This window comes from Roseibium sp. 10G30-5 (assembly GCF_055809635.1).
Map to the genome: position 1 here is coordinate 2,883,272 of NZ_CM147918.1, position 19,293 is coordinate 2,902,564.

Sequence of the window (19,293 nt, forward strand, 5' to 3'; positions counted from 1 at the left end):
TAAAGTCAAACGGAAAAGCACAGCAATAATGCCGATGTGAGGGTGTGCGGTGACATCAAGAAAGATGCCTGCGACGGAGCCGTCGTTGCGCGATCAGATCCGTGCCGAGGCTTGACGATTTTACGACGACAGAGCGCAAGGCTGCTCGGGCGCTCCTGAGCAATTATCCCATGCTGGGTCTGGAAACAGTGGCCCGGTTTGCCGGGATGGCCGATGTGTCTGCGCCGTCGATCCTGCGATTTGTCGCCAGGCTCGGCTTTCCCGGCTTTCCCGACTTTCAGGCGCAGTTGCGCAGCGAACTGGAGGCGCAACTCAACACGCCTCTGGCCCGCACTGCCAACATGCAGCTTGGGTCTGCGCCCGAGCGTGATACGCCAATGGTAGAGCGCATTCTGGCCAATATCCAACAGACGTTCGAGCAGCTTGCCTCATCCGACCTTGAGGCGGCGGTGGCGATTCTGGCAGACGAAACCCGCTTTTTACACATGATCGGCGGGCGTTTCACCGACGCGTTGGCCCGTTATATGACAGCACATTTGCGCATCATCCGCCACAACGTGTTTCATATCGCCGGTCAGGAGGCGAGTTGGCTGGATCAGGTGATCAATCTGGGCAAGGGCGATGTCATCGTAGTGTTCGATATTCGCCGCTATCAGCGCGATCTGATTGGCTTTGCCGAGCAGGCGGCACGGCAAGGCGCAGAAATCATTTTGCTGACGGATAGCTGGCGCTCTCCCATTGCTGGCAGCGCCACTCTTGTCATTCCGGCAGAAGTGGCTGTGCCTTCCATGCTAGGATTCAAGCCTTGCTTTGATGGCTTTGGTGGAAGTGTTGATTGAGGGGGTCACGCAGGCCAACCCGGATCGCAGTCTCAAGCGCATGAAGCATCTGGAAAGTCTGCGTGATCTTCAGGACGAAGGGAAAGCCAAGGATGACCGGCTTTGAGGCGCGGCCCATTGAGAGCTCTGAGATTTTGGAATACCATGGCGTAAAGGCCCTGAGTAGTGCGAGGAGAGGCCTGAGACAACTGGCTGTCCTGCACGGGCACACTACTGGAAATGGCGAACCTCAAACAGGAAACGCCGGAGCTGCTCGGCACCGACGTTTCTTTGTGATTAGGTTTCAGGGTGAAGTGATCTGCGGTCACGCCACATGACACTGCAGTCTTGCTTCATCCCCTGAGTCAATCCATCAAATTAGACCAGCTCGAGCTGCGAAGCCTGCTTGCCACGTCCACGACGATCATCTTCAGCAATGAAAGAGATCTTTGCGCCTTCCTGAGGTGTCTGCAGACCGGCTTGTTCGAAAGCGGTGATATGGACGAATACGTCCTTGCCGCCATCGTCCGGAGTGATGAAGCCAAAGCCACGATCGTGGTTGAAGAACTTGATGGTGCCGTTCTCACGCATTGGAGAAGCCTTTCCGTAGTTGTATGCACATCTTTCAGACGCCAGACGATGGTCTGACTACAAAATCCCCGAAAGAGGCGGAAACGAGCAGTCTTCTAGAAACGGAAAAGTCTCGAATTTCAGAGCATGTCAAACACATGCCGAAGTCAATCTTCACCGGGTCTATTTCTGTCCCGTCCGGCCTGTCGCCAAGCCGATGGGTCGAACGATAGGTCGTCACCTAATGAATAACAAGAAAACTTTTGGAAGGTTGCGAGCAAGCATGCGTGAAAATTCGGCAACTCGCGCCTTTTCCTTTTGAATGGCTTAAAACTATTCAAAAGTGGAAGCAGACGATCTTGTTTCTTATCGTCATTTTTGGCGTATTTCTGCGAAATACGGCATGTCATTTTTACGAGGCTGCGGTTCTGGTTGCTTGAGCAAGTTCACAATCACTTGAATAGCCATGGAAACTTCAAGCCGACTTGCGCAGAGCTGCTCGCACCAGCGTTTCCATCTGGTTCAGGAAGCGTGATCGATCCTGTTTGGTATAGCCGGAATTGCGTTCCTGTATCTCTCCGGCTTCGCGAAGCTGGGTGTTCAGATTGCGTACCGCGAGCCGCATTCCCATAGCGTCTTCGCGAAACGGTTTGCCACTGGGCGAGATGACTCAGGGCCCCCTTGTCGACGCATCTTGCGGCAAGGGGGACATCGGCGGTCACCACCAGATCTCCGGGAACGGCCTGATCTGCAATCCAATCATCGGCGGCGTCCAGACTGTCGTTGACAATGACACGCTCTATAAGATCGCTTTCAGGCAATCTCATCCAGCTGTTGGCAACATATTTGACGGACACCTTGTGGCGCTCTGCAACGCGAAGGGTCTCTTCCTTGACGGGGCAACTGTCCGCATCGACGTAGATGATCGTCATGTGCCAAGCCCCTTCTGCGCCTTAAGCAGGGTGTTCATGCCATTTGCGGCGCTGTGGGCGAGCGAGAAACAGGCTTGCAACAGATAACCGCCGGTCGGAGCTTCCCAGTCGAGCATTTCACCTGCCACGAACATGCCGGGCACCTTGTGCAATTGCAGGTCCGGGCCGACTTCGGACCAGACGATCCCGCCCGCAGACGAGATGGCCCGCTCAATGGAATAGGGCGCTTGAAGGGTCAGGGGCAGAGATTTGATCCGACTGGCAAGGCCGTCTGCAGTTTCCGGCAGTGGGCCTGCCTCGTGCAGCAGTGCAATTTCGGCGGGGGTCAGGGAGACTGCCTTGCGCAGAAATGTCGAAAGGGATTGTTTGGGTTTGCGCGTTGTCAGGCGCTTGGCCAGTTTATCGTGGCTCAGGTCTGCCGCAAGGTCCAGCACCAGTGTGGCAGTGCCATCGGTCTCGATTGCTTTGCGCAGTTCGGCTGAAACAGCATAGACAACGCCGCCCTCCAACCCCTTGTCCGAAAGGATGGCGTCCCCCATGACATGACGCTCGCCGATGGTAAGTCCAAGCCGTTTCAACGGGGTCCCAGAAAATCTGTCGCGCAGGAAAGCGCTCCAGTTGATGTGGAAGCCGCAATTTGCGGGCTTTAGTGTCGCGATCTCGACGCCTTGGTCTTGCAGGGGAGTGATCCAGCGCGCCGTCGCGCCCAGTTTCGGCCAGCTTGCACCGCCCAGTGCCAGCAGGGTGCAACGAGCGGCGAGGGTGAACTGGCTTTTGTCGGGAGCTTCAATAATGGCGTTGCCAGAGGTGTCGAGACCAAGCCAACTGTGGCGGGTGTCAATGCGTACGCCACGTGTTGCAAGGCGTTGCAGCAGCGCGCGCACCAGAGGCGATGCCTTCATGGCCTTGGGGAAGACACGTCCGCTGCTGCCGACGAAGGTTTCCGCGCCCAATTCATCACACCAAGTGCGCAAATCGGTTGGAGAAAATTGCGCAAGATGAGGAGCGAGATGGTCGGCAGCCTCTCTGTAGCGCGCGCCAAACGTTTCCATAGGGTCGCTGTGCGTCAGATTGAGGCCGCCACGTCCGGCCATTAGCAGTTTGCGTGCCACTGAGGGCATCTGCTCGATGATGCGGACCTGATGCCCCTGTGCGCTGAGCAGGTCTGCTGCCAGCAGGCCGGCAGGGCCGGCACCGATAATGAGAACGTCTTCCATGCGGATCTTATAGCAAGTCTCGGCGAAGAGGAAAGCTCAATTGGCATTTTTACAGTGTCGAGTTGAGGTTCAGAACTCCAGATTGAAACTATAAGTAACTTCACTTAAAGATAATTTTTAACTTATTGTTTGAATGTAATCTGTATTTATTAACATCTGTGTGAGAAAAATAAGATGTAAAAATATATTGTAAGAAGTACGGAAGACAAAAAGTATCGTCTTCTGGCAGGAAAGGTTGCGCATCCCGTATAAAGACGTAGCCGAGAGTGAGGCGACTATGCGTGCAATGCCCACAGGTACTTGTGGTGGATGATGATCCGAAGGTCCTTGATGCGCTGAAGCGGCTGTTTTCAGATCGTTATAGCGTGACAGGCTGTTCAGATACGGAAGAGGCGTTGCGCTGGGTGCGGGACAACGCGGCAGTGACCGTGATTATCTCCTGTGTCAACGTTCCCTCGCGCGGCGGCATCAGTTTCCTGAAGATGTGTGAAAGCCTTGCCCCACGTGCGGCCCGTATCCTGCTGACGGCTGAAAAGTCGATTGATGTGTTCAAGGACGCAATCAACACGGCCAGTGTGTTCATGGTCTTGTCCAAGCCTTGCGCATCGAGTGAATTGAGCGCCGCCCTTCAGGCTGCTACCGCCTATCACGACAAGATTCTTCAGGATCGGCAGTTGTTGGAAAAAACTCTTGGCGGTTCCGTCAAACTCCTGATTGATATGTTGGCGCTGTTTCATGGCGAAGCGTTCCGTCGAACCACGATCATGCGTCCACAAGGTGCGAAGATCGCGCGCCGTCTAGGTCTGAAGCAAACCTGGGAACTGGAAATGGCCATCCTGTTTTCGCCTCTCGGCGAGGCCTTGTTGCCGGTTGAAATCCTGACCCGTTACCGGGCGGCTAAAGCGCTGACCGAACAGCAGAAGGAAATCCTTGAGGCGGCTCCGGCCCAGACCCGCAGTCTCTTGAAGAACATCCCGCAACTGGAGCGGGTGGCCGAAGCGCTGTATTTGTCCAACTGTGGGTTTGACGGATCGGGATTTCCTGCTGATGGCCCGAAAGGCAAGGACATTCCACTGACGTCCCGTATCGTCAAACTGCTGACGGATCTTTGGTACGCCAGTCCGGACAGCGGTGTTGACGCTGCCGCCTTCGAAGCGCTGGCCATCAATCGCAAACAATATGATCCAGAGCTTCTGGAGATCGCGCGGGCGGAGTTGCTGGTCGAGGAGGTGGCGGGCACCGAAGAGCCGAAGCCGACGCTTTGTTACATTCGGGCATTGAAGCCGGGCGATGTGCTGATGGATGATGTTCTGACAGAGGGAACGCATCATCTGGTGCTGTCGCGTGGTCATCAACTGATGGAAACCACCATCCGCCGCCTTGATCATTACAACCATGTTGCTGGTATTCGCCAGCCCATTCGTGTCTTGCGTCCGGTAACGGCACCGACCGCGCCGGATCGGCTGCAAGAGACGGCGGCCGTCGGTTAGGATTTCGCCGAGTGACTGTGCTGGTTGCCTTTGAGCAAAATCGCCGTGTGATGTGAGGCACTCACCTTATGGTTTGTCCGTTTTGGTGTGGCGTTCTCTCAACTCGGTCTCATAAGCCTTGGCGATGCGCAGAAACCGTGCGTGAGCATAGTTGACCGACAGGATAAAGCCCCACCAGCCGTAGCGGCGATACTTGCGCACGAAGTAGGCCTTCAAAAAGGCGGCCGGGAATTCAAATAGCAACCGTGTTCGGGGCAGGGTGCGGCCCTTGTCGCGCAGATCCCGCACCTGCATGCAGGAATAGCGGTTGTACTTGCCGACCTGAAATTCCAGAGACCGGATGGAGCGATGTGCAACGATGCCCTCTAGCGACTGGATGCGCGTGCTTGGCTCCGGGCGCACCGTGTCGTGGACCGGTGAGTCTGAAAACCGTCCCTTGGTTCGATCGTACAGGCGGATCTGGTGGTAGCCATAAGCCCAGGGAGCCGGTTCGCTCTCATGCGAAAACTGATCGCGGATCATGATGCGCCAGTGATCGGCATCGTGATGTCGGCCGGACGTCATTAATGTGCGAATTTCTTGTGCCAACTCCGGCGTGACTTCTTCGTCGCTGTCAAGGTTGAGCAGCCAGTCGTTGCGGCACTGATCTTCCCCGAATCGCTTTTGTTGTCCGTAGCCGGGCCAGTCATTGTCGATGACAGTTGCCCCAAGGGTGCGGGCGACATCTTGCGTCCCGTCCGTCGAGCCACTGTCGATGACGATAATCTCATCGACCCAATCCCGCACACTTAAAATGGGTTTGGCGATGCGGTCCGCTTCATCCTGGGCAATGATGAAGACGGAAAGTGGGAGGCGATCACTCATGACAGACTGCGGCTCCAGAAAAGATCGGATCGTGTGCTTCAGGTTCAGCGCATAGCAAGGACCGTACCCTAGCACCTCTTTCCGATAGGGTGCAGGCAGAGTAGGGCCATAATTGGATCATGGCCCTGGAGAACAGTCTGTTTTCAAGTGTTATTTGAGGTTTGCAAAGAAGGCATCGAGGGCTGGCACGGTCATTTGCGTTCCTTTGTCGCTTGTTGTCACGGTGCCATTGAAGCCGGAGCCTTCCAGCGGGCTGATGTCGCCCAGATCAAGCGTGATGCTCAGGGGGGTGTCCGTCAAATTGAAGGCGCAGAGGATTTGATGCCCTTCATAGGTTCTGACAAAGACCAACAGATCGCCAACCCCGTCAATGAATTTGATGTCGCCCTTGATCAGCGGAGCAAGGTGTCTGCGCCATTTCAGAAAGGCTTTTGTGCGCTCCAGAATGCTGGTTGGCACACCTTTCTGGGCTGCGACCGCAAGCGGAAGATGATCAGGGCTGACGGGGAGCCAGGGTTCATGCGTACTGAAGCCGGCGTAAAGGTCATCCGTCGTCCATGGCATCGGCGTGCGGCAGCCATCGCGGCCCTTGAACTTCGGCCAGAAGCGGAGACCGTAAGGGTCCTGGATCTTGTCGTAAGGCACATCGGCCTCCGACAGTCCCAACTCCTCTCCCTGGTAGATGCAAAGTGTGCCTCGCAAGCTGGTCAAAAGAGCCGTTGCCAGAGGCGCGAAGCGGTCGACGTTCTGATCGTTGGCCCAGCGGGTGGCCACGCGCGGCACATCGTGGTTCGAGAGAGACCAACTCGGCCAGCCGCTGCCGATAGTTGCCTCCATCGCTTCCATGCGTGAGCGGATGTAATCGCCGGAGTGCTCATGTGTCAGCAAGTCAAAACTATAGGCCATATGCAGCCGCTTGCCCGCAACGGTGTAGGCCGCCGTGGTGCTGGGAACGTCGCGATCCGCACCGATTTCACCAACGGCGGTTATGGCCGGGAAACTGTCCAACAAGCCACGCAAACGTTCCAGAAATACAAGGTTCTCGGGGCGGGTCTTGTCGTAAAGATGGTACTGGAAGGAATAGGGGTTCGTTTGCTCGACGCCCGTCAGGATCATGCCTTCGGGGAGGGGAGGATTATCGCGCAGCTCCGCATCATGGAAGTAGAAATTCGCCGTATCCAGACGGAAACCATCGACGCCACGCTTCAGCCAGAAGTTTGCCGCAGACAGAACTGCGTCCTGCACCTCCGAATTATGGAAGTTCAGATCCGGTTGGCTTTGCAGAAAATTATGCAGGTAATACTGGCAGCGTACGCTGTCCCACTCCAGAGCGGATCCGCCGAAGATCGAGAGCCAGTTGTTGGGGGGAGACCCTTCCGGTTTTGCATCTGCCCAGACATACCAGTCAGCTTTGTCATTGCTGCGCGACTTGCGGCTTTCGACAAACCATGGATGTTGGTCAGAGGTGTGTGAGATGACCAGGTCGATCATGACTTTGAGACCCAGGGCATGGGCGTGGGCTGTCATTTCATCAAAGTCGGCCAAGGTGCCGAACATCGGATCGACATCTTCAAAGTCGGCCACATCATAGCCGAAGTCTGCCATTGGTGATGTAAAGAATGGCGACAGCCAGATGGCGTCAACGCCGAGTGACGCGACATGATCAAGCCGGTCGGAAATGCCTTTGAGATCGCCAATGCCATCGCCGTTGCTGTCTTGAAACGAACGAGGGTAAATCTGATAGATGACTGCGCCGCGCCACCAGTCCGCGTCGTCGACGATTTCGTTTTGTAGCGAGGAGTTGGCGGCGGATTGGGGAGACATGAAACACCCTTTCAGGAAGACAGCAGGTTGCTTCTGGAGTGGATCCGAATTCAGGATCGCACCAGAAGCGTCGTCATTTCGGACGTCTATTTATTCAAAGCGCTTTGAATTGGCTAAAACACGCTTCCCGTTAGGTCAAGCGCAAAACAGGCGGCAAGTGTTCTGCTGGCGTCAGATATCAAGAAAGATGGCATTTCGTGCGCTGAAACGGCGAGGGCCGGATCGTATGTTTTCTTTTGTCGTCACTCTGCGCCAATTGCGTTCCCGGTGAAGTGATGGCGTAGAATAATTTATTGCATCCTCGATGGTGACAATAAGCGGAATCCTTTTTCTTCTGTTTGCATGTCTTTGAAATATCATGCCCGTTAACGGGTGGGCGAAATGAGTACATTGAAGAAACACTACAACACCTCCTTCGACAGGACGCGGGTCATGGCCAGACAGGATCAAAGACACTCAGATCGCCGCCTTGATGTGTTCCCGACCTTTTTCAAGGTTTCGGGTGAGCGTGTGCTTGTGGTCGGTCATGGCGATGAGGCTGCCGCCAAGGTTCGTCTGCTTGGCGAAACCAATGCTGTCATTGAAGTCGTGGCAACGGAAATTGAGCGATCTCTGCTCGATGCCATTGAAGCTGTTGGCGCGCGTCATATCGCAGAAGCCTTTGCCCCGGATCACTTGACGGGCGTCGTGCTGGTCTTCAGCGCCTGCGAAGACGAGCCTTTGGATCGTGCTGTTGTCGCGGCGGCCCGCAGTGCTGGTGTGCCGGTGAACGCTGTCGACAAGCCGCATCTTTGTGACTTCTACACTGGCGCACTGGTCAATCGTGCGCCGATTGCAGTTGCGATCACTTCGACCGGCGTGGGGCCGGTGCTGGCACGTCACATTCGGGCGCGTATTGAGGCGATGCTGCCGCGCTCGACAGGAGATCTTGCTCGGTTGGCCGAAAGCTTCCGCGATGCCGCAGCGCGTATGATCCCGGATGGTGCAGCGCGGCGCAGGTTTTGGGCGCGCTTTTTCTCCGGCAGCGTGGCGCGGAACATCTATGCAGATCGCATTGATGAGGCGCGCTCCGATGCACAGCGTCTTTTGAACAGCGAAACATCTGATGCTGGCTACGTCTGGCTTGTGGGTGCGGGTCCCGGGGCGGAAGATCTTCTGACCCTGCGCGCCCAGAGGGTGCTTCAGGAAGCAGATGTGATTGTCTATGACGCGCTTGTTCCGGAAAAGGTTGTTGCGATGGGGCGGCGTGACGCGGAGCGCATTTCGGTGGGTAAGCGCAAAGGTGCGCACAGCGTACCGCAGAACGAGATCAATCGTCTGCTCGTGGAGTTGGGAGAGGCTGGCCACAAGGTTGTGCGTCTCAAGTCTGGTGATCCGATGATTTTTGGTCGTGCTGCCGAGGAAATGGACGCGCTGCGCAGTGCCCGAATTGACTTTGAGGTCGTGCCGGGCGTGACTGCAGCGTTTGCGGCTGCGGCTTCGGCGCAGTTGCCGCTGACACTGCGCGGTGTCGCCTCCACTTTGGTCTTTGCGACGGGGCATAACGCGAAGTCGGAAACGCTGCCCGGTTGGGCTGATCTGGCGCTGAATGGTGCAACGGTTGCCGTTTATATGGGGCGTTCAGTGGCCGCATCCGTTGCGGAAAAGCTGATGGCTGGCGGTCTGCGTCGTCAGACTCCGGTGGTGATCATCGAAAACGCCAGCCAGGTCAGCGAACGGCAATTTTCCGGCTCCTTGCAGGAATTGGCTGGCCTGTCCGAGCGAGATGATGTCCCGAGGCCCAGTCCTGATCGTGATTGGGGAGGCCGTAGGCCACGCGGATCTGCATCAGGCAGAACCGATCGTGGCCCTGCCTGCCCGTGAAGAATATGCCGCCTGAGGAGTAAGGCAATGAAAGTAATTACGGCCAACCGGCTGATTGATGGCGAAGTTGTCTGGCTTGGTGAAGGCGAAGCTTGGGTCGAAACCCTGCAAGGGGCACGCCGTCTGGACGGCAAGGATGATGTTGCCACCGCCATGGAAATCGCAGCGCGCGCCATTGCCGCCCGACTGGTGGTGGAAGCCTATGACATGGATGTGGTCGATGAAGAAGGGCAGCTCGTGGCCGTTCGCCTTCGTGAAAAAATCCGGGCTGCCGGGCCGACGACCCATCCTGATTTTGGCAAGCAGGCCCGTACAGGCGCCTGACCGTTTTTGAAAAGACTTGCGATCGGCGCCCGACGCGAGGACGCGATCTCTGGTTCAAGTGAATTTGGGCCACTGGCACAAAGCCGGGGTCTGAGGGAGAGTTTGAAGATGTATCGTTACGATGAGTTCGACCACGAGTTCGTCAGCCAGCGTACCCAGCAGTTTGCTGATCAGGTGCGTCGACGTCTGGCCGGAGAGTTGACCGAGGAAGAGTTCAAGCCATTGCGTCTGATGAACGGCCTCTACCTTCAGCTCCATGCCTATATGCTGCGTGTGGCAATCCCCTATGGCACCTTGAACGGGCGCCAGATGCGCAAGCTCGCCCATATTGCCCGGACCTATGATCGCGGCTATGGCCATTTCACCACGCGTCAGAACATCCAGTACAATTGGCCCAGCCTGAAAGATGTGCCGGCAATTCTTGGTGAGTTGGCCGAGGTCGAGATGCACGCCATTCAGACGTCGGGCAACTGTATCCGCAACGTGACGGCGGACCATTTTGCAGGCGCTGCCGCCGATGAGATCGCCGATCCGCGCCCATATGCTGAAATTTTGCGCCAGTGGTCGTCACTGCACCCGGAATTCACCTATCTGCCGCGCAAGTTCAAGATTGCCATCACGGGCGCGCCGCATGATCGTGCTGCCGTGCAGGTGCATGACATCGGCTTGCAGCTGACGCGGAATGAGGCGGGGGAACCCGGGTTTGTGGTGTTCGTCGGCGGTGGCCTTGGCCGCACGCCGATGATTGGTCGCAAGGTGCGCGACTTCCTGCCGGAAGAAGATCTGCTGGCCTACACGGAATCGATCCTGCGCGTTTACAACCGCTTCGGTCGCCGTGACAACAAGTATAAGGCACGTATCAAGATCCTGGTGCATGAAACCGGACTGGACGTTCTCAAGACCGACATTGAGGCCGAGTTTGAAAAGATCCGTCATGGCGTCCTGCGCCTGCCGGAGGACGAAGTTCAGCGGATTCAATCGTATTTTGCGCCGCCGACATTAGAAGTTCTGGACGTGACCAGCGAGGCCGTCGAGGCGCGCCGCAAATCCGATCCGGCTTTTGATCAGTTCGTCGCTCACAATCTCAACCCGCACAAGGTGGATGGGTACACCAGCCTGACGATCTCCATGAAGCCGATTGGGGGCATTCCCGGGGACGCCAGTGCCGATCAGATGGATGTGATTGCCGACCTTGCCGAAAAATACGGTTTTGACGAGATCCGCATCAGCCACGAGCAGAATGTCATCTTCCCGCATGTGCGTGTGGCTGACCTTCCCGCGCTCTTTGACGTTCTGGTCGCAAACGGTCTGGCCGAGGGTAACTCTGGCCTGATCACCGACATCATCGCCTGCCCGGGGATGGATTATTGCGCGCTGGCGACAGCCCGCTCGATCCCGATTGCCCAAGGAGATTTCCGAGCGCTTTGGCACGGCCGCGCGGCAGGATGATATTGGCGATCTGAAGATCAAGATCTCCGGCTGCATCAATGCCTGTGGTCACCACCATGTCGGGCATATCGGCATTCTTGGCCTTGGAAAAGAAGGGTGAGGAATTTTACCAGATCACGCTCGGCGGATCGGCCAATGAAACCTCGTCGATTGGTGAAATTGTCGGTCGCGGCTTCTCATCCGAAACGGTCGTCGACGCTGTCGAAACCCTTGTGGACACCTATCTTGGTCTCCGCACCAAGCCGGAAGAAAGCTTCCTCGATGCCTATAGACGGGTCGGGGAAGCGCCATTCAAGGAGGCGCTTTATGGGGCAAATTAGTCAAGCCTGTCTGGCCACGAGCCAAAATCTTGCTGCCCTTTCTCCCGTTGAAGAAGTTGCAGCTCTCAACGAGATCTTTGCCGATGCGACCGCGCAGGATGTGCTGCGCTATGCGTTGACCGAAAGGTTCAATGGTGAAATCGCCATGGTCTCCTCCTTTGGAGCGGATTCTGCCGTGCTGTTGCATCTGGTATCGCAAATCGACGCGGCAACGCCGGTGGTGATGGTTGATACGGGCAAGCTGTTTCCAGAAACGCTGCGCTATCGTGACAGTCTGACGGCGGCGCTGGGCTTGACCAATGTTCAGTCGCAAAGCCCTGCGCGTGAAGATCGGGAACGTGATGACCCGGCAGGTATGCTGTGGATGAGCGATACGGACCGTTGTTGTCATATCCGCAAGGTGTTGCCGCTGGAACGTGCGCTTGAAGGCTTTGGCGCATGGATTTCCGGTCGCAAGCGGTTCCAGAGCAAGACCCGTGCAACCTTGTCTTACTTTGAATATGAAGACGGTCGGGTGAAGGTCAATCCGCTGGCCAATTGGTCAGCTTCGGATATTCTGGACTATGCCAAGGCACATGATCTGCCGTCGCATCCGCTGGTCGCACAGGGCTATCCGTCGATTGGCTGCATGCCATGCACGGACAAGGTCAAGCCGGGCGAAGATCCGCGTGCCGGGCGCTGGCGCAATCAGGAAAAGACCGAGTGCGGCATTCACATGCCAACGCATGGACGTGAAATCGACGGCAGCGGGATCTGATTGTCCGCTGGATTGCCCGCTAACAGACGATGAGCGATCCCCGGATCGCAAGAGGGACGCGAAACACCAATGACGAAAATTTTTGCGAACAATCTTCTCAGCGATGAGGCCTGGGTGCGGGTGAGCGATGAGGACACCACCATCCCGACGGGACAGGACGTTGTAATTCCATTGCAGCGCTATCTCGACGAGAAGGCGACGTTCGAAGGTACAAACCGGCGTGTCGCAGTTCTGGTCGCGGCAGGGGATCAGGTGGAAAAGCTTGCACCGGTCTTGAGTATGCTTGACATCATTGCTGTCGACTTTCCTAAATTCACCGATGGTCGCAGCTTTTCGTCGGCGCGGATCTTGCGCGAAGAACTGGGCTTTACCGGTGACATCCGAGCAACCGGTGATTTCATCCTCGACCAGATGCCGTTGATGCGGCGATGTGGCGTGAGCAGCTACGAGATTTCCAAGCCGGAGATCCTGAAGGAACTCGAAGCCGGGGAGTGGCCTGAAGTCACGAACTATACGCAACCGGTCGGCACAGTGGATGAAGTTTCTGCGGGGCATCGCCCTCGGGCACGCCGTCCAGCTTCTGTCTGACACGAGACGATCGCTCAAACGCGGTTGACCTGCGTGTAAATTTGAAAAAGGCCGATGTCGGACAACGACATCGGCCTTTTTCATCTGTACTTGCGTTTTGTACAACGTCGGATCAGACGATCTTGCTGTCTTTCTTCAGCGCGTCATACGTCTGGTCGAGTGTTCTGGTGGCGCGGGCCGCCAGGTCGTCAGCTTCTTCGTGGGTAAGCACCAGCGGTGGCGAGATGATCATCGTGTCGCCCACGGCGCGCATCACCAGCCCATTGGAGAAGCTGATGTCGCGGCACAATGTTCCAACGGTGCCGGTATCGGCAAAGCGGCGTGCACGATTGCCTTTCTCAGGAGCGAGCTCAAGTGCGCCCATCAGGCCGGTCATACGTGCTTCGCCGATCAGCGGGTGCTCGCCGATCTTGGCCCAATGCTTTTGCATGTAGGGCCCGATGTCGTTGGCAACGTAATCGACGACGTTTTCACGCTCCAGAATTTCCAGATTGGCGAGAGCGGCTGCCGCACAGGCCGGGTGACCAGAATAGGTATAGCCATGGTTGAAGTCGCCGTTGGTGGCAATTGTGTCCGCAACCTTGTCGGAAACGATGACACCACCGATTGGCAGGTAGCCGGAAGAGAGGCCCTTGGCGATGGCCATAAGATCAGGTTTCAGATCGAAATGGTCTGAGCCAAACCAATGTCCCAAGCGACCGAAGCCACAGATCACTTCGTCGGCCACGAGCAGAATATCGCGATCTGCGAGGATCTTCTTGATTTCCGGCCAATAGGTTTCCGGTGGGATGATGACGCCACCTGCGCCCTGGATCGGTTCGGCGATAAAGGCAGCGATGTTGTCTTCGCCAATTTCATCAATCGCGGCTTCCAACTTGCGGGCAACGGCAACACCGAAATCGTCTGGCGACATATTGCCACCTTCACCGTACCAATAGGGCTGGTCGATGTGATGAACCCCTGGCACCGGCAAGTCGCCTTGCTTGTGCATGCCCTTCATGCCGCCAAGGCTGGTGCCTGCCAGCGTTGAGCCATGATAGGCGTTCCAGCGTCCGATGATCACCTTCTTGTCGGGTTTGCCCATGCAATCCCAATAATGGCGCACCATGCGGAAGACTGTGTCATTGGCTTCCGACCCCGATGAGCAGAAGAACACGCGGTTCATGTGGTCTGGTGCAAGCGATGCAACCTTTTCGGTAAGGGCGACCACTGGTGGGTGCGTCGTCTTGAAAAAGGTGTTGTAGTAGCTCAACTCGCACATCTGCTGGTGCACGGCATCGGCGATTTCCTGCCGCCCATGACCGACCTGGACACACCAGAGGCCAGCCATTCCGTCAAGGATCCGGTTGCCCTCGGAATCCGTCAGCCAGATCCCTTCAGCTCTGGTAATGATACGGCTGCCTTCCGTATTCAGCGCCTGCGTGTCGGTGAAAGGGTGAATGTGATGCGCGGCATCCTTGGCCTGAAGATCGGCCGTGGAATGCAAGTTGGAAACAGGCTTCATGAAAACTCCGTCGTTCGCACTGATCGGCTGACAGAACGTCACACGTTCAAGAGAAGATATTCGCGCTCCCAGGGGCTGACCACGGACATGAATGTCTCGTACTCTTCCTGTTTGATGGCGCGGTAGGTTTCAACAAATCGATCACCAAAGATGTCGCGAATGTCGTCGCTGTTCTCGAAATATCCAACGGCTTCCATCAGACCCCGTGGCAAGGCTTTTTGTAGATTGGCGCAATCCACATCACGTGGCGCATCCGGACGCAAGCCGTTTTTCATGCCGAGATAGCCACAGGTCAACGACGCTGCGATGGCCAGATAAGGATTGGCATCCGAGCCGGGAATGCGATTTTCAAGTCGCCGTGCCTGTCTGTGAGAATAGGGCACACGCAGTCCAACAGTGCGGTTGTCATATCCCCAATAGACGTTCACCGGTGAGGTCGAATTTGGCGAAAAGCGTCTGTAGGAATTGACGTAGGGTGCCATCAGGCAGGTGACATACGGCAGGTATTTCTGATGCCCGGCAATGAACGACAGAAAGTCGGATGTTTCATCGTCTTCTGGCGTCGAGAAGATGGTATCGCCGGTCTCAATATCGACCACAGACTGGTGAATGTGCATGGCCGAGCCCGGCTGATTGGACATGGGCTTGGACATGAAGGTTGCATACATCTCGTGGCGCAGGGCTGCTTCCCGGATGGTCCGCTTGAACATGAAGACCTGATCGGCCAAAGCCAACGGGTCGCCGTGGCGCAGGTTGATTTCCATCTGCGCCGCACCTTCTTCGTGAATGAAGGTATCGATCTCCAGTCCCTGCTTCTCTGAGAGGTCGTAGACATCGTCAATAAGATCATCGAACTCGTTCAAAGCGGAGATCGAATAGGACTGACGACCCACTTCAGGACGACCGGACCGACCGCGTGGTGGTTCCAGAGGATAGTCAGGATCGGTGTTCGGGCGCACCAGATAGAATTCGATCTCAGGTGCCACAACGGGACGCAGTCCACGGTCTTCGTACAGTTTCAGGACGCGCTTCAGCAGGTTGCGCGGTGCGGTTTCCACCGGCGTTCCGTCGCGTGTATAGGCGTCATGAATGAGCTGCGCCGTCGGATCTGTTTCCCAAGGCACTTCGGCAAGCGTTGAATAATCGGCGCGAAAATACAGGTCGCCGTCGACCGGATTATGCTGGAAGCGGTCATCGTCTGCCGGATAACTGCCCGAAATTGTCTGGGCGAAGATGCTGGCGGGCATCGTCATGTCTGGTCCTGAGAAGAACTTTTCCGTCGGCATCATCTTGCCACGAGCAACACCGGCAAGATCGGGCACCACGCATTCGATGTCCTCGATGTTGCGTTTGCGAAGCCAGTCCCGGGCTTGGTCCATTCCGGGAACGCCGCGGTTCTTGTTGACTGAATTTTCGGGAGAGGATGGGTCCTGGCTCACGATTAGCTCCGGGTCGGTGTTGAACTTGAAAGTCTCTGCTGATCTTCCAGACGCAGCAACCACGGCTGTCGCATCGGTGGGCAGCAGGAGCGTTGCAAATGTCTGTCCCCAAGGGCTTTCGTCCGACTGGAAATTGCGCCTCGCATTTTCGCCAGTTCAGCGAAACCACAGTGCATAGCCAAGCGGTGATCACGGTTTGGCAAGTCTGCGCGGCAAGTCTGCAAGACGAAATAGGGGCTCATGATGGCGGCATCATTTCGTGTCTTACAGGGGCTGTCAATTGCCAAAAGATTATCTGAGTCAGTGCTGCATTGGTTTTTGCAATGTCCCCACGACTATCGATAAACCATTTTGCTCGCTCAGTAAAAAGGCAAGCCTGCCTCTTTCTGCATCTTGACACTTGAACGTGCGCAGGCTCAGATCCAGACGGAGCCGACATTGGCGCTGAGTGCGTGAAAAAATGTCGTCAAATACGAATGGAACAGGCCGAATAGAGGAAGCCTGGGAAAGGTGAGCTTTCGTGGGAGAGCAAGAGACGTCCGTGGAATTGCCGCAGCAGATTTTATCCCATCCGGATGCGCGCAAGGATACTGGTGAAGTTGAGCGTTTTCTGAAGGAGCATCCCGATCTCGATACGGTCGAAGTGGTGCTGCCGGATACGAATGGTGTGTTGCGTGGTAAGTGGCTGCCGGGCAGTGCGGCACAGAAGGTTTTCGAGCAAGGCATTGCCTTTCCGTTTTCGCTCTACGGGCTCGATGTCTGGGGCCGGGAAGTCGAAAGCACCGGCATGCACATCGAGACAGGTGACCGGGATGGCGTGTGCTGGCCTGTTCTGGAAAGCCTGAAGATTGTGCCCTGGGCCGACCGTAAGACGGCACAGGTTTTGTTGTCGATGTATGACCGTGACGGCAACCCGTTTGATGTCGATCCGCGCAACGTGCTGCGGAACATGGTCGACAAACTGGCCGCCAAGGGGTTTACCGCTACGTGTGCGTTTGAGCTGGAGTTCTACCTCTTCGAGGAAGAAGCCGACGGCGACTGGTCGGGTCAGCCCAAGCCGGTTTTCTCCACCAGTCTGGGGCCAGCCCGACAGAACATGTATGCCTTGTCGGATCTGGAAGCGCTTTGGCCACTGGTCGACGACTTGCGCCGGGCCACCGAAGTGCAGGAAATTCCGGCTGACGCGGCTGTTTCGGAAGCGGCTCCCGGTCAATTTGAATTGAACCTGCATCACCGCCGCAATCCGCTTCAGGCTGCGGATGACGCTGTGTTGTTGCGCCGTCTGGTGACGGGCGTTGCTCGCAAGCACAACCTGAAGGCGTCCTTTATGGCCAAGCCTTTTGTGGAATGGCTAAGGTAGCGGTATGCATGTGCATGTGTCGTTGGAAGACAAGAACGGCAACATTTTCGCCAACCCTGACAATGGCCAGCAGCGTCTCGGTCACGCGATCCGCGGTCTTCTCGATACCATGCCGGAAGCGCTGCTGCTGTTCACCAGCACCTTTAATGGCTTCCGCCGCATGCAGCCGGGCTCTTATGCTCCGACGTCCTTGTGCTGGGGTTATGACAACCGTTCGGTTGCTCTGCGGGTTCCGGCCAGCACCCCGGAAGCAACCCGGATCGAGCATCGCATCGCCGGTGCCGATTCCAACCCTTATCTGGTGTTGGTGGGGGTTCTTGCTGGAATGCTGGCGGGTCTGGAAAAGCAGGAAGATCCGCCCGCGCCGGTGATCGGCAACGCGTATGAAAAGCGTCACAAGCGTCTGACGCCCTGGATGGACGAGGCCATCGATGCGTTTGAGGCGTCTGACCGGATGAAGGAGGCCTGTGGCGAAGAGCTTCACAAGGTTTTGACGGAAATCAAGAAAGAGGAACTGGCGGCGTTCGGGCGCGAGATCTCCGGCCTTGAACGTCAGACCTATCTTTGATCGAATTGAAAGATCAGGAACAGCTGCCAGACAAAAGGTGGCCTGATGATGCGAGCAGGGCAGGCATGCCCGACAACACCTGGAGGGGAGTTGAAGTAATGCTGAAGAGTATACTGATGGGGCTGGCAGCCGTGGGTCTGATGACCAGTTCGGCACTTGCGCAGGAAGAAAAAGTCGTCAACGTCTACAATTGGTCCGACTATATCGACAAGTCGGTTCTGGAAGATTTCACCAAAGAAACCGGCATCAAGGTCAACTACGATGTCTTCGACAGCAACGAAATGCTGGAAACGAAGCTTCTGGCCGGCGGCACGGGCTATGATGTGGTTGTGCCGACGGGAACCTTCCTGGGGCGTCAGGTGCAGGCAGGCGTATTCCAGAAGCTGGACAAGTCCAAGCTGCCGAATCTGAAGAACATGTGGCCGATGATCATGAAGCGCGTGTCCAAGTATGACCCGGACAATGCCCATGCGATCAACTACATGTGGGGCACCACCGGCATCGGCTACAATGTCGACAAGGTAAAGAAGATCATGCCAGACGCGCCGGTGAACAGCTGGGCGTTGGTCTTCGATCCCAAGATCGCGGCGAAGTTCAAGGATTGCGGCATCTACATGCTGGACACGGCCGACGAAATGTTTCCGGCCGCTCTCGCCTATCTCGGTCTTGATCCTGACACCAGCAACCCGGACGACTTCAAGAAAGCCGCAGCTTTACTGGAAAAGGTTCGTCCTTACGTCTCCAAGTTCGATTCCTCGCAGTACATCAATGCGTTGGCAAATGGCGACATTTGTATCGCAGTGGGCTGGTCGGGAGACGTTCTTCAGGCGCGTGATCGTGCCGATGAAGCCAAGCAGGGCGTGAAAGTCGCCTACTCGATCCCCAAGGAAGGGGCGATGATCTGGTTTGACAACATGGCGATCCCGGCGGATGCGCCGCATCCTGAAAATGCTTTGAAGTTCCTGAACTTCATGATGAAGCCGGAAGAAATTGCCAAGTCGTCGAATTATGTTTTCTACGCCAACGGCAATCTGGCCAGTCAGAAATATGTCAATAAGGACATCCTGAATGATCCGTCGATCTACCCGAGCGGCGATGTCATGAAGAAACTCTTTGCGACAACTACTAAGGGCCCAAAGGTTTTGCGCGTGCGCACGCGCCTTTGGACCAAGGTCAAGACCGGTCAGTAAGCACGGCGAGAGGGAAGGGCACGCTGTGCCCTTCCCCCGTTGATAGTGGACCGTTCGTTTCGAATAAATGGCCGGGCATGAAGCGAGGGAACGGATTGCGTTCCCCTGACTTCTCATGGAAAGAATTTTTATCTCAAGGGTTTGGTGTTGCCTGTCAGACTTTTGTAGAGCGACTTGAGATCCGGGGGACGGGCACAAGTTGACGTTTGTGATGGG

General features: G+C 56.3%; 16 protein-coding genes and 4 pseudogenes. 12 read left to right on the forward strand and 8 right to left on the reverse strand.

Going from position 1 to position 19,293, the window contains the following annotated elements; all coding sequences use genetic code 11:
• Positions 1-101 precede the first annotated feature (101 nt).
• Positions 102-839 carry a MurR/RpiR family transcriptional regulator gene (locus tag AC0L7U_RS14625; RefSeq protein ID WP_473691695.1) on the forward strand — a complete coding sequence of 246 codons (738 nt, stop codon included), beginning with the start codon at positions 102-104 and terminating at the stop codon, positions 837-839.
• Positions 814-945, forward strand: coding sequence for a hypothetical protein (locus AC0L7U_RS14630; protein WP_473691696.1), 132 nt, complete (start codon positions 814-816; stop codon positions 943-945). Before AC0L7U_RS14625 ends, AC0L7U_RS14630 begins: the two co-directional genes overlap by 26 nt.
• Positions 946-1,196: 251 nt before the next feature.
• Here the strand turns inward: AC0L7U_RS14630 and AC0L7U_RS14635 are convergent, their stop codons facing one another.
• The 4 genes and pseudogenes from AC0L7U_RS14635 to AC0L7U_RS14650 form a co-directional block, all read right to left on the reverse strand.
• The gene (locus tag AC0L7U_RS14635; RefSeq protein ID WP_473691697.1) at positions 1,197-1,409 is read right to left on the reverse strand and encodes a cold-shock protein; all 213 of its coding nucleotides are present in this window, start codon (positions 1,407-1,409) and stop codon (positions 1,197-1,199) included.
• A gap of 454 nt (positions 1,410-1,863) precedes the next feature.
• On the reverse strand, positions 1,864-2,013 hold the full coding sequence (locus tag AC0L7U_RS14640) for a DUF188 domain-containing protein (RefSeq protein WP_473691698.1): 150 nt from the start codon (positions 2,011-2,013) through the stop codon (positions 1,864-1,866).
• Positions 2,014-2,119: 106 nt separating this feature from the next.
• Positions 2,120-2,320 (reverse strand): annotated as a pseudogene (locus AC0L7U_RS14645) (DUF188 domain-containing protein); the annotation flags it as partial.
• Positions 2,317-3,537 (reverse strand): BaiN/RdsA family NAD(P)/FAD-dependent oxidoreductase, encoded by a 1,221-nt coding sequence (locus AC0L7U_RS14650; RefSeq protein ID WP_473691699.1) that lies wholly within the window; start codon positions 3,535-3,537, stop codon positions 2,317-2,319. The pseudogene AC0L7U_RS14645 and the gene AC0L7U_RS14650, both read right to left, overlap by 4 nt.
• A gap of 281 nt (positions 3,538-3,818) precedes the next feature.
• Between AC0L7U_RS14650 and AC0L7U_RS14655 the strand changes: the two genes are divergently transcribed.
• Positions 3,819-5,027 carry an HD domain-containing phosphohydrolase gene (locus AC0L7U_RS14655; RefSeq protein ID WP_473691700.1) on the forward strand — a complete coding sequence of 403 codons (1,209 nt, stop codon included), beginning with the start codon at positions 3,819-3,821 and terminating at the stop codon, positions 5,025-5,027.
• Positions 5,028-5,093: 66 nt separating this feature from the next.
• On the opposite strand, the gene AC0L7U_RS14660 is transcribed toward AC0L7U_RS14655, so the two are convergent.
• Positions 5,094-5,891, reverse strand: coding sequence for a glycosyltransferase family 2 protein (locus AC0L7U_RS14660; protein ID WP_473691701.1), 798 nt, complete (start codon positions 5,889-5,891; stop codon positions 5,094-5,096).
• 150 nt (positions 5,892-6,041) lie between these two features.
• Positions 6,042-7,715 carry an alpha-glucosidase gene (locus tag AC0L7U_RS14665; protein WP_473691702.1) on the reverse strand — a complete coding sequence of 558 codons (1,674 nt, stop codon included), beginning with the start codon at positions 7,713-7,715 and terminating at the stop codon, positions 6,042-6,044.
• A gap of 432 nt (positions 7,716-8,147) precedes the next feature.
• On the opposite strand from AC0L7U_RS14665, the pseudogene cysG reads away from it, so the two are divergent.
• From cysG to AC0L7U_RS14695, 6 genes and pseudogenes are all read left to right on the forward strand, one after another.
• Positions 8,148-9,594 (forward strand): annotated as a pseudogene (gene cysG, locus AC0L7U_RS14670) (siroheme synthase CysG).
• A gap of 11 nt (positions 9,595-9,605) precedes the next feature.
• Positions 9,606-9,902 carry a DUF2849 domain-containing protein gene (locus tag AC0L7U_RS14675; RefSeq protein ID WP_473691703.1) on the forward strand — a complete coding sequence of 99 codons (297 nt, stop codon included), beginning with the start codon at positions 9,606-9,608 and terminating at the stop codon, positions 9,900-9,902.
• Positions 9,903-10,010: 108 nt separating this feature from the next.
• Positions 10,011-10,899 (forward strand): annotated as a pseudogene (locus tag AC0L7U_RS14680) (nitrite/sulfite reductase); the annotation flags it as partial.
• Positions 10,900-10,967: 68 nt separating this feature from the next.
• A pseudogene (locus AC0L7U_RS14685) lies at positions 10,968-11,671 on the forward strand (nitrite/sulfite reductase); the annotation flags it as partial.
• Positions 11,658-12,428 carry a phosphoadenylyl-sulfate reductase gene (locus AC0L7U_RS14690; RefSeq protein ID WP_473691704.1) on the forward strand — a complete coding sequence of 257 codons (771 nt, stop codon included), beginning with the start codon at positions 11,658-11,660 and terminating at the stop codon, positions 12,426-12,428. The pseudogene AC0L7U_RS14685 and the gene AC0L7U_RS14690, both read left to right, overlap by 14 nt.
• A gap of 69 nt (positions 12,429-12,497) precedes the next feature.
• Positions 12,498-13,016: a DUF934 domain-containing protein gene (locus tag AC0L7U_RS14695; RefSeq protein WP_473691705.1), complete on the forward strand. Its 519-nt coding sequence runs from the start codon at positions 12,498-12,500 to the stop codon at positions 13,014-13,016.
• A 112-nt stretch (positions 13,017-13,128) separates the two neighbouring features.
• On the opposite strand, the gene AC0L7U_RS14700 is transcribed toward AC0L7U_RS14695, so the two are convergent.
• Both AC0L7U_RS14700 and AC0L7U_RS14705 read right to left on the reverse strand, forming a co-directional pair.
• On the reverse strand, positions 13,129-14,520 hold the full coding sequence (locus tag AC0L7U_RS14700; RefSeq protein WP_473691706.1) for an aspartate aminotransferase family protein: 1,392 nt from the start codon (positions 14,518-14,520) through the stop codon (positions 13,129-13,131).
• Between the two features lie 38 nt (positions 14,521-14,558).
• Complete coding sequence (locus tag AC0L7U_RS14705) at positions 14,559-15,959, reverse strand: glutamine synthetase family protein (RefSeq protein WP_473691707.1); 1,401 nt, start codon at positions 15,957-15,959, stop codon at positions 14,559-14,561.
• A 541-nt stretch (positions 15,960-16,500) separates the two neighbouring features.
• On the opposite strand from AC0L7U_RS14705, the gene AC0L7U_RS14710 reads away from it, so the two are divergent.
• The 3 genes from AC0L7U_RS14710 to AC0L7U_RS14720 all read left to right on the forward strand — a co-directional run bounded on the left by AC0L7U_RS14710 (position 16,501) and on the right by AC0L7U_RS14720 (position 19,077).
• Complete coding sequence (locus AC0L7U_RS14710) at positions 16,501-17,319, forward strand: type I glutamate--ammonia ligase (RefSeq protein ID WP_473691708.1); 819 nt, start codon at positions 16,501-16,503, stop codon at positions 17,317-17,319.
• 16 nt (positions 17,320-17,335) lie between these two features.
• On the forward strand, positions 17,336-17,887 hold the full coding sequence (locus AC0L7U_RS14715) for a type I glutamate--ammonia ligase (RefSeq protein ID WP_473691709.1): 552 nt from the start codon (positions 17,336-17,338) through the stop codon (positions 17,885-17,887).
• Positions 17,888-17,985: 98 nt separating this feature from the next.
• On the forward strand, positions 17,986-19,077 hold the full coding sequence (locus AC0L7U_RS14720; RefSeq protein WP_473691710.1) for a polyamine ABC transporter substrate-binding protein: 1,092 nt from the start codon (positions 17,986-17,988) through the stop codon (positions 19,075-19,077).
• Positions 19,078-19,293: the final 216 nt, after the last annotated feature.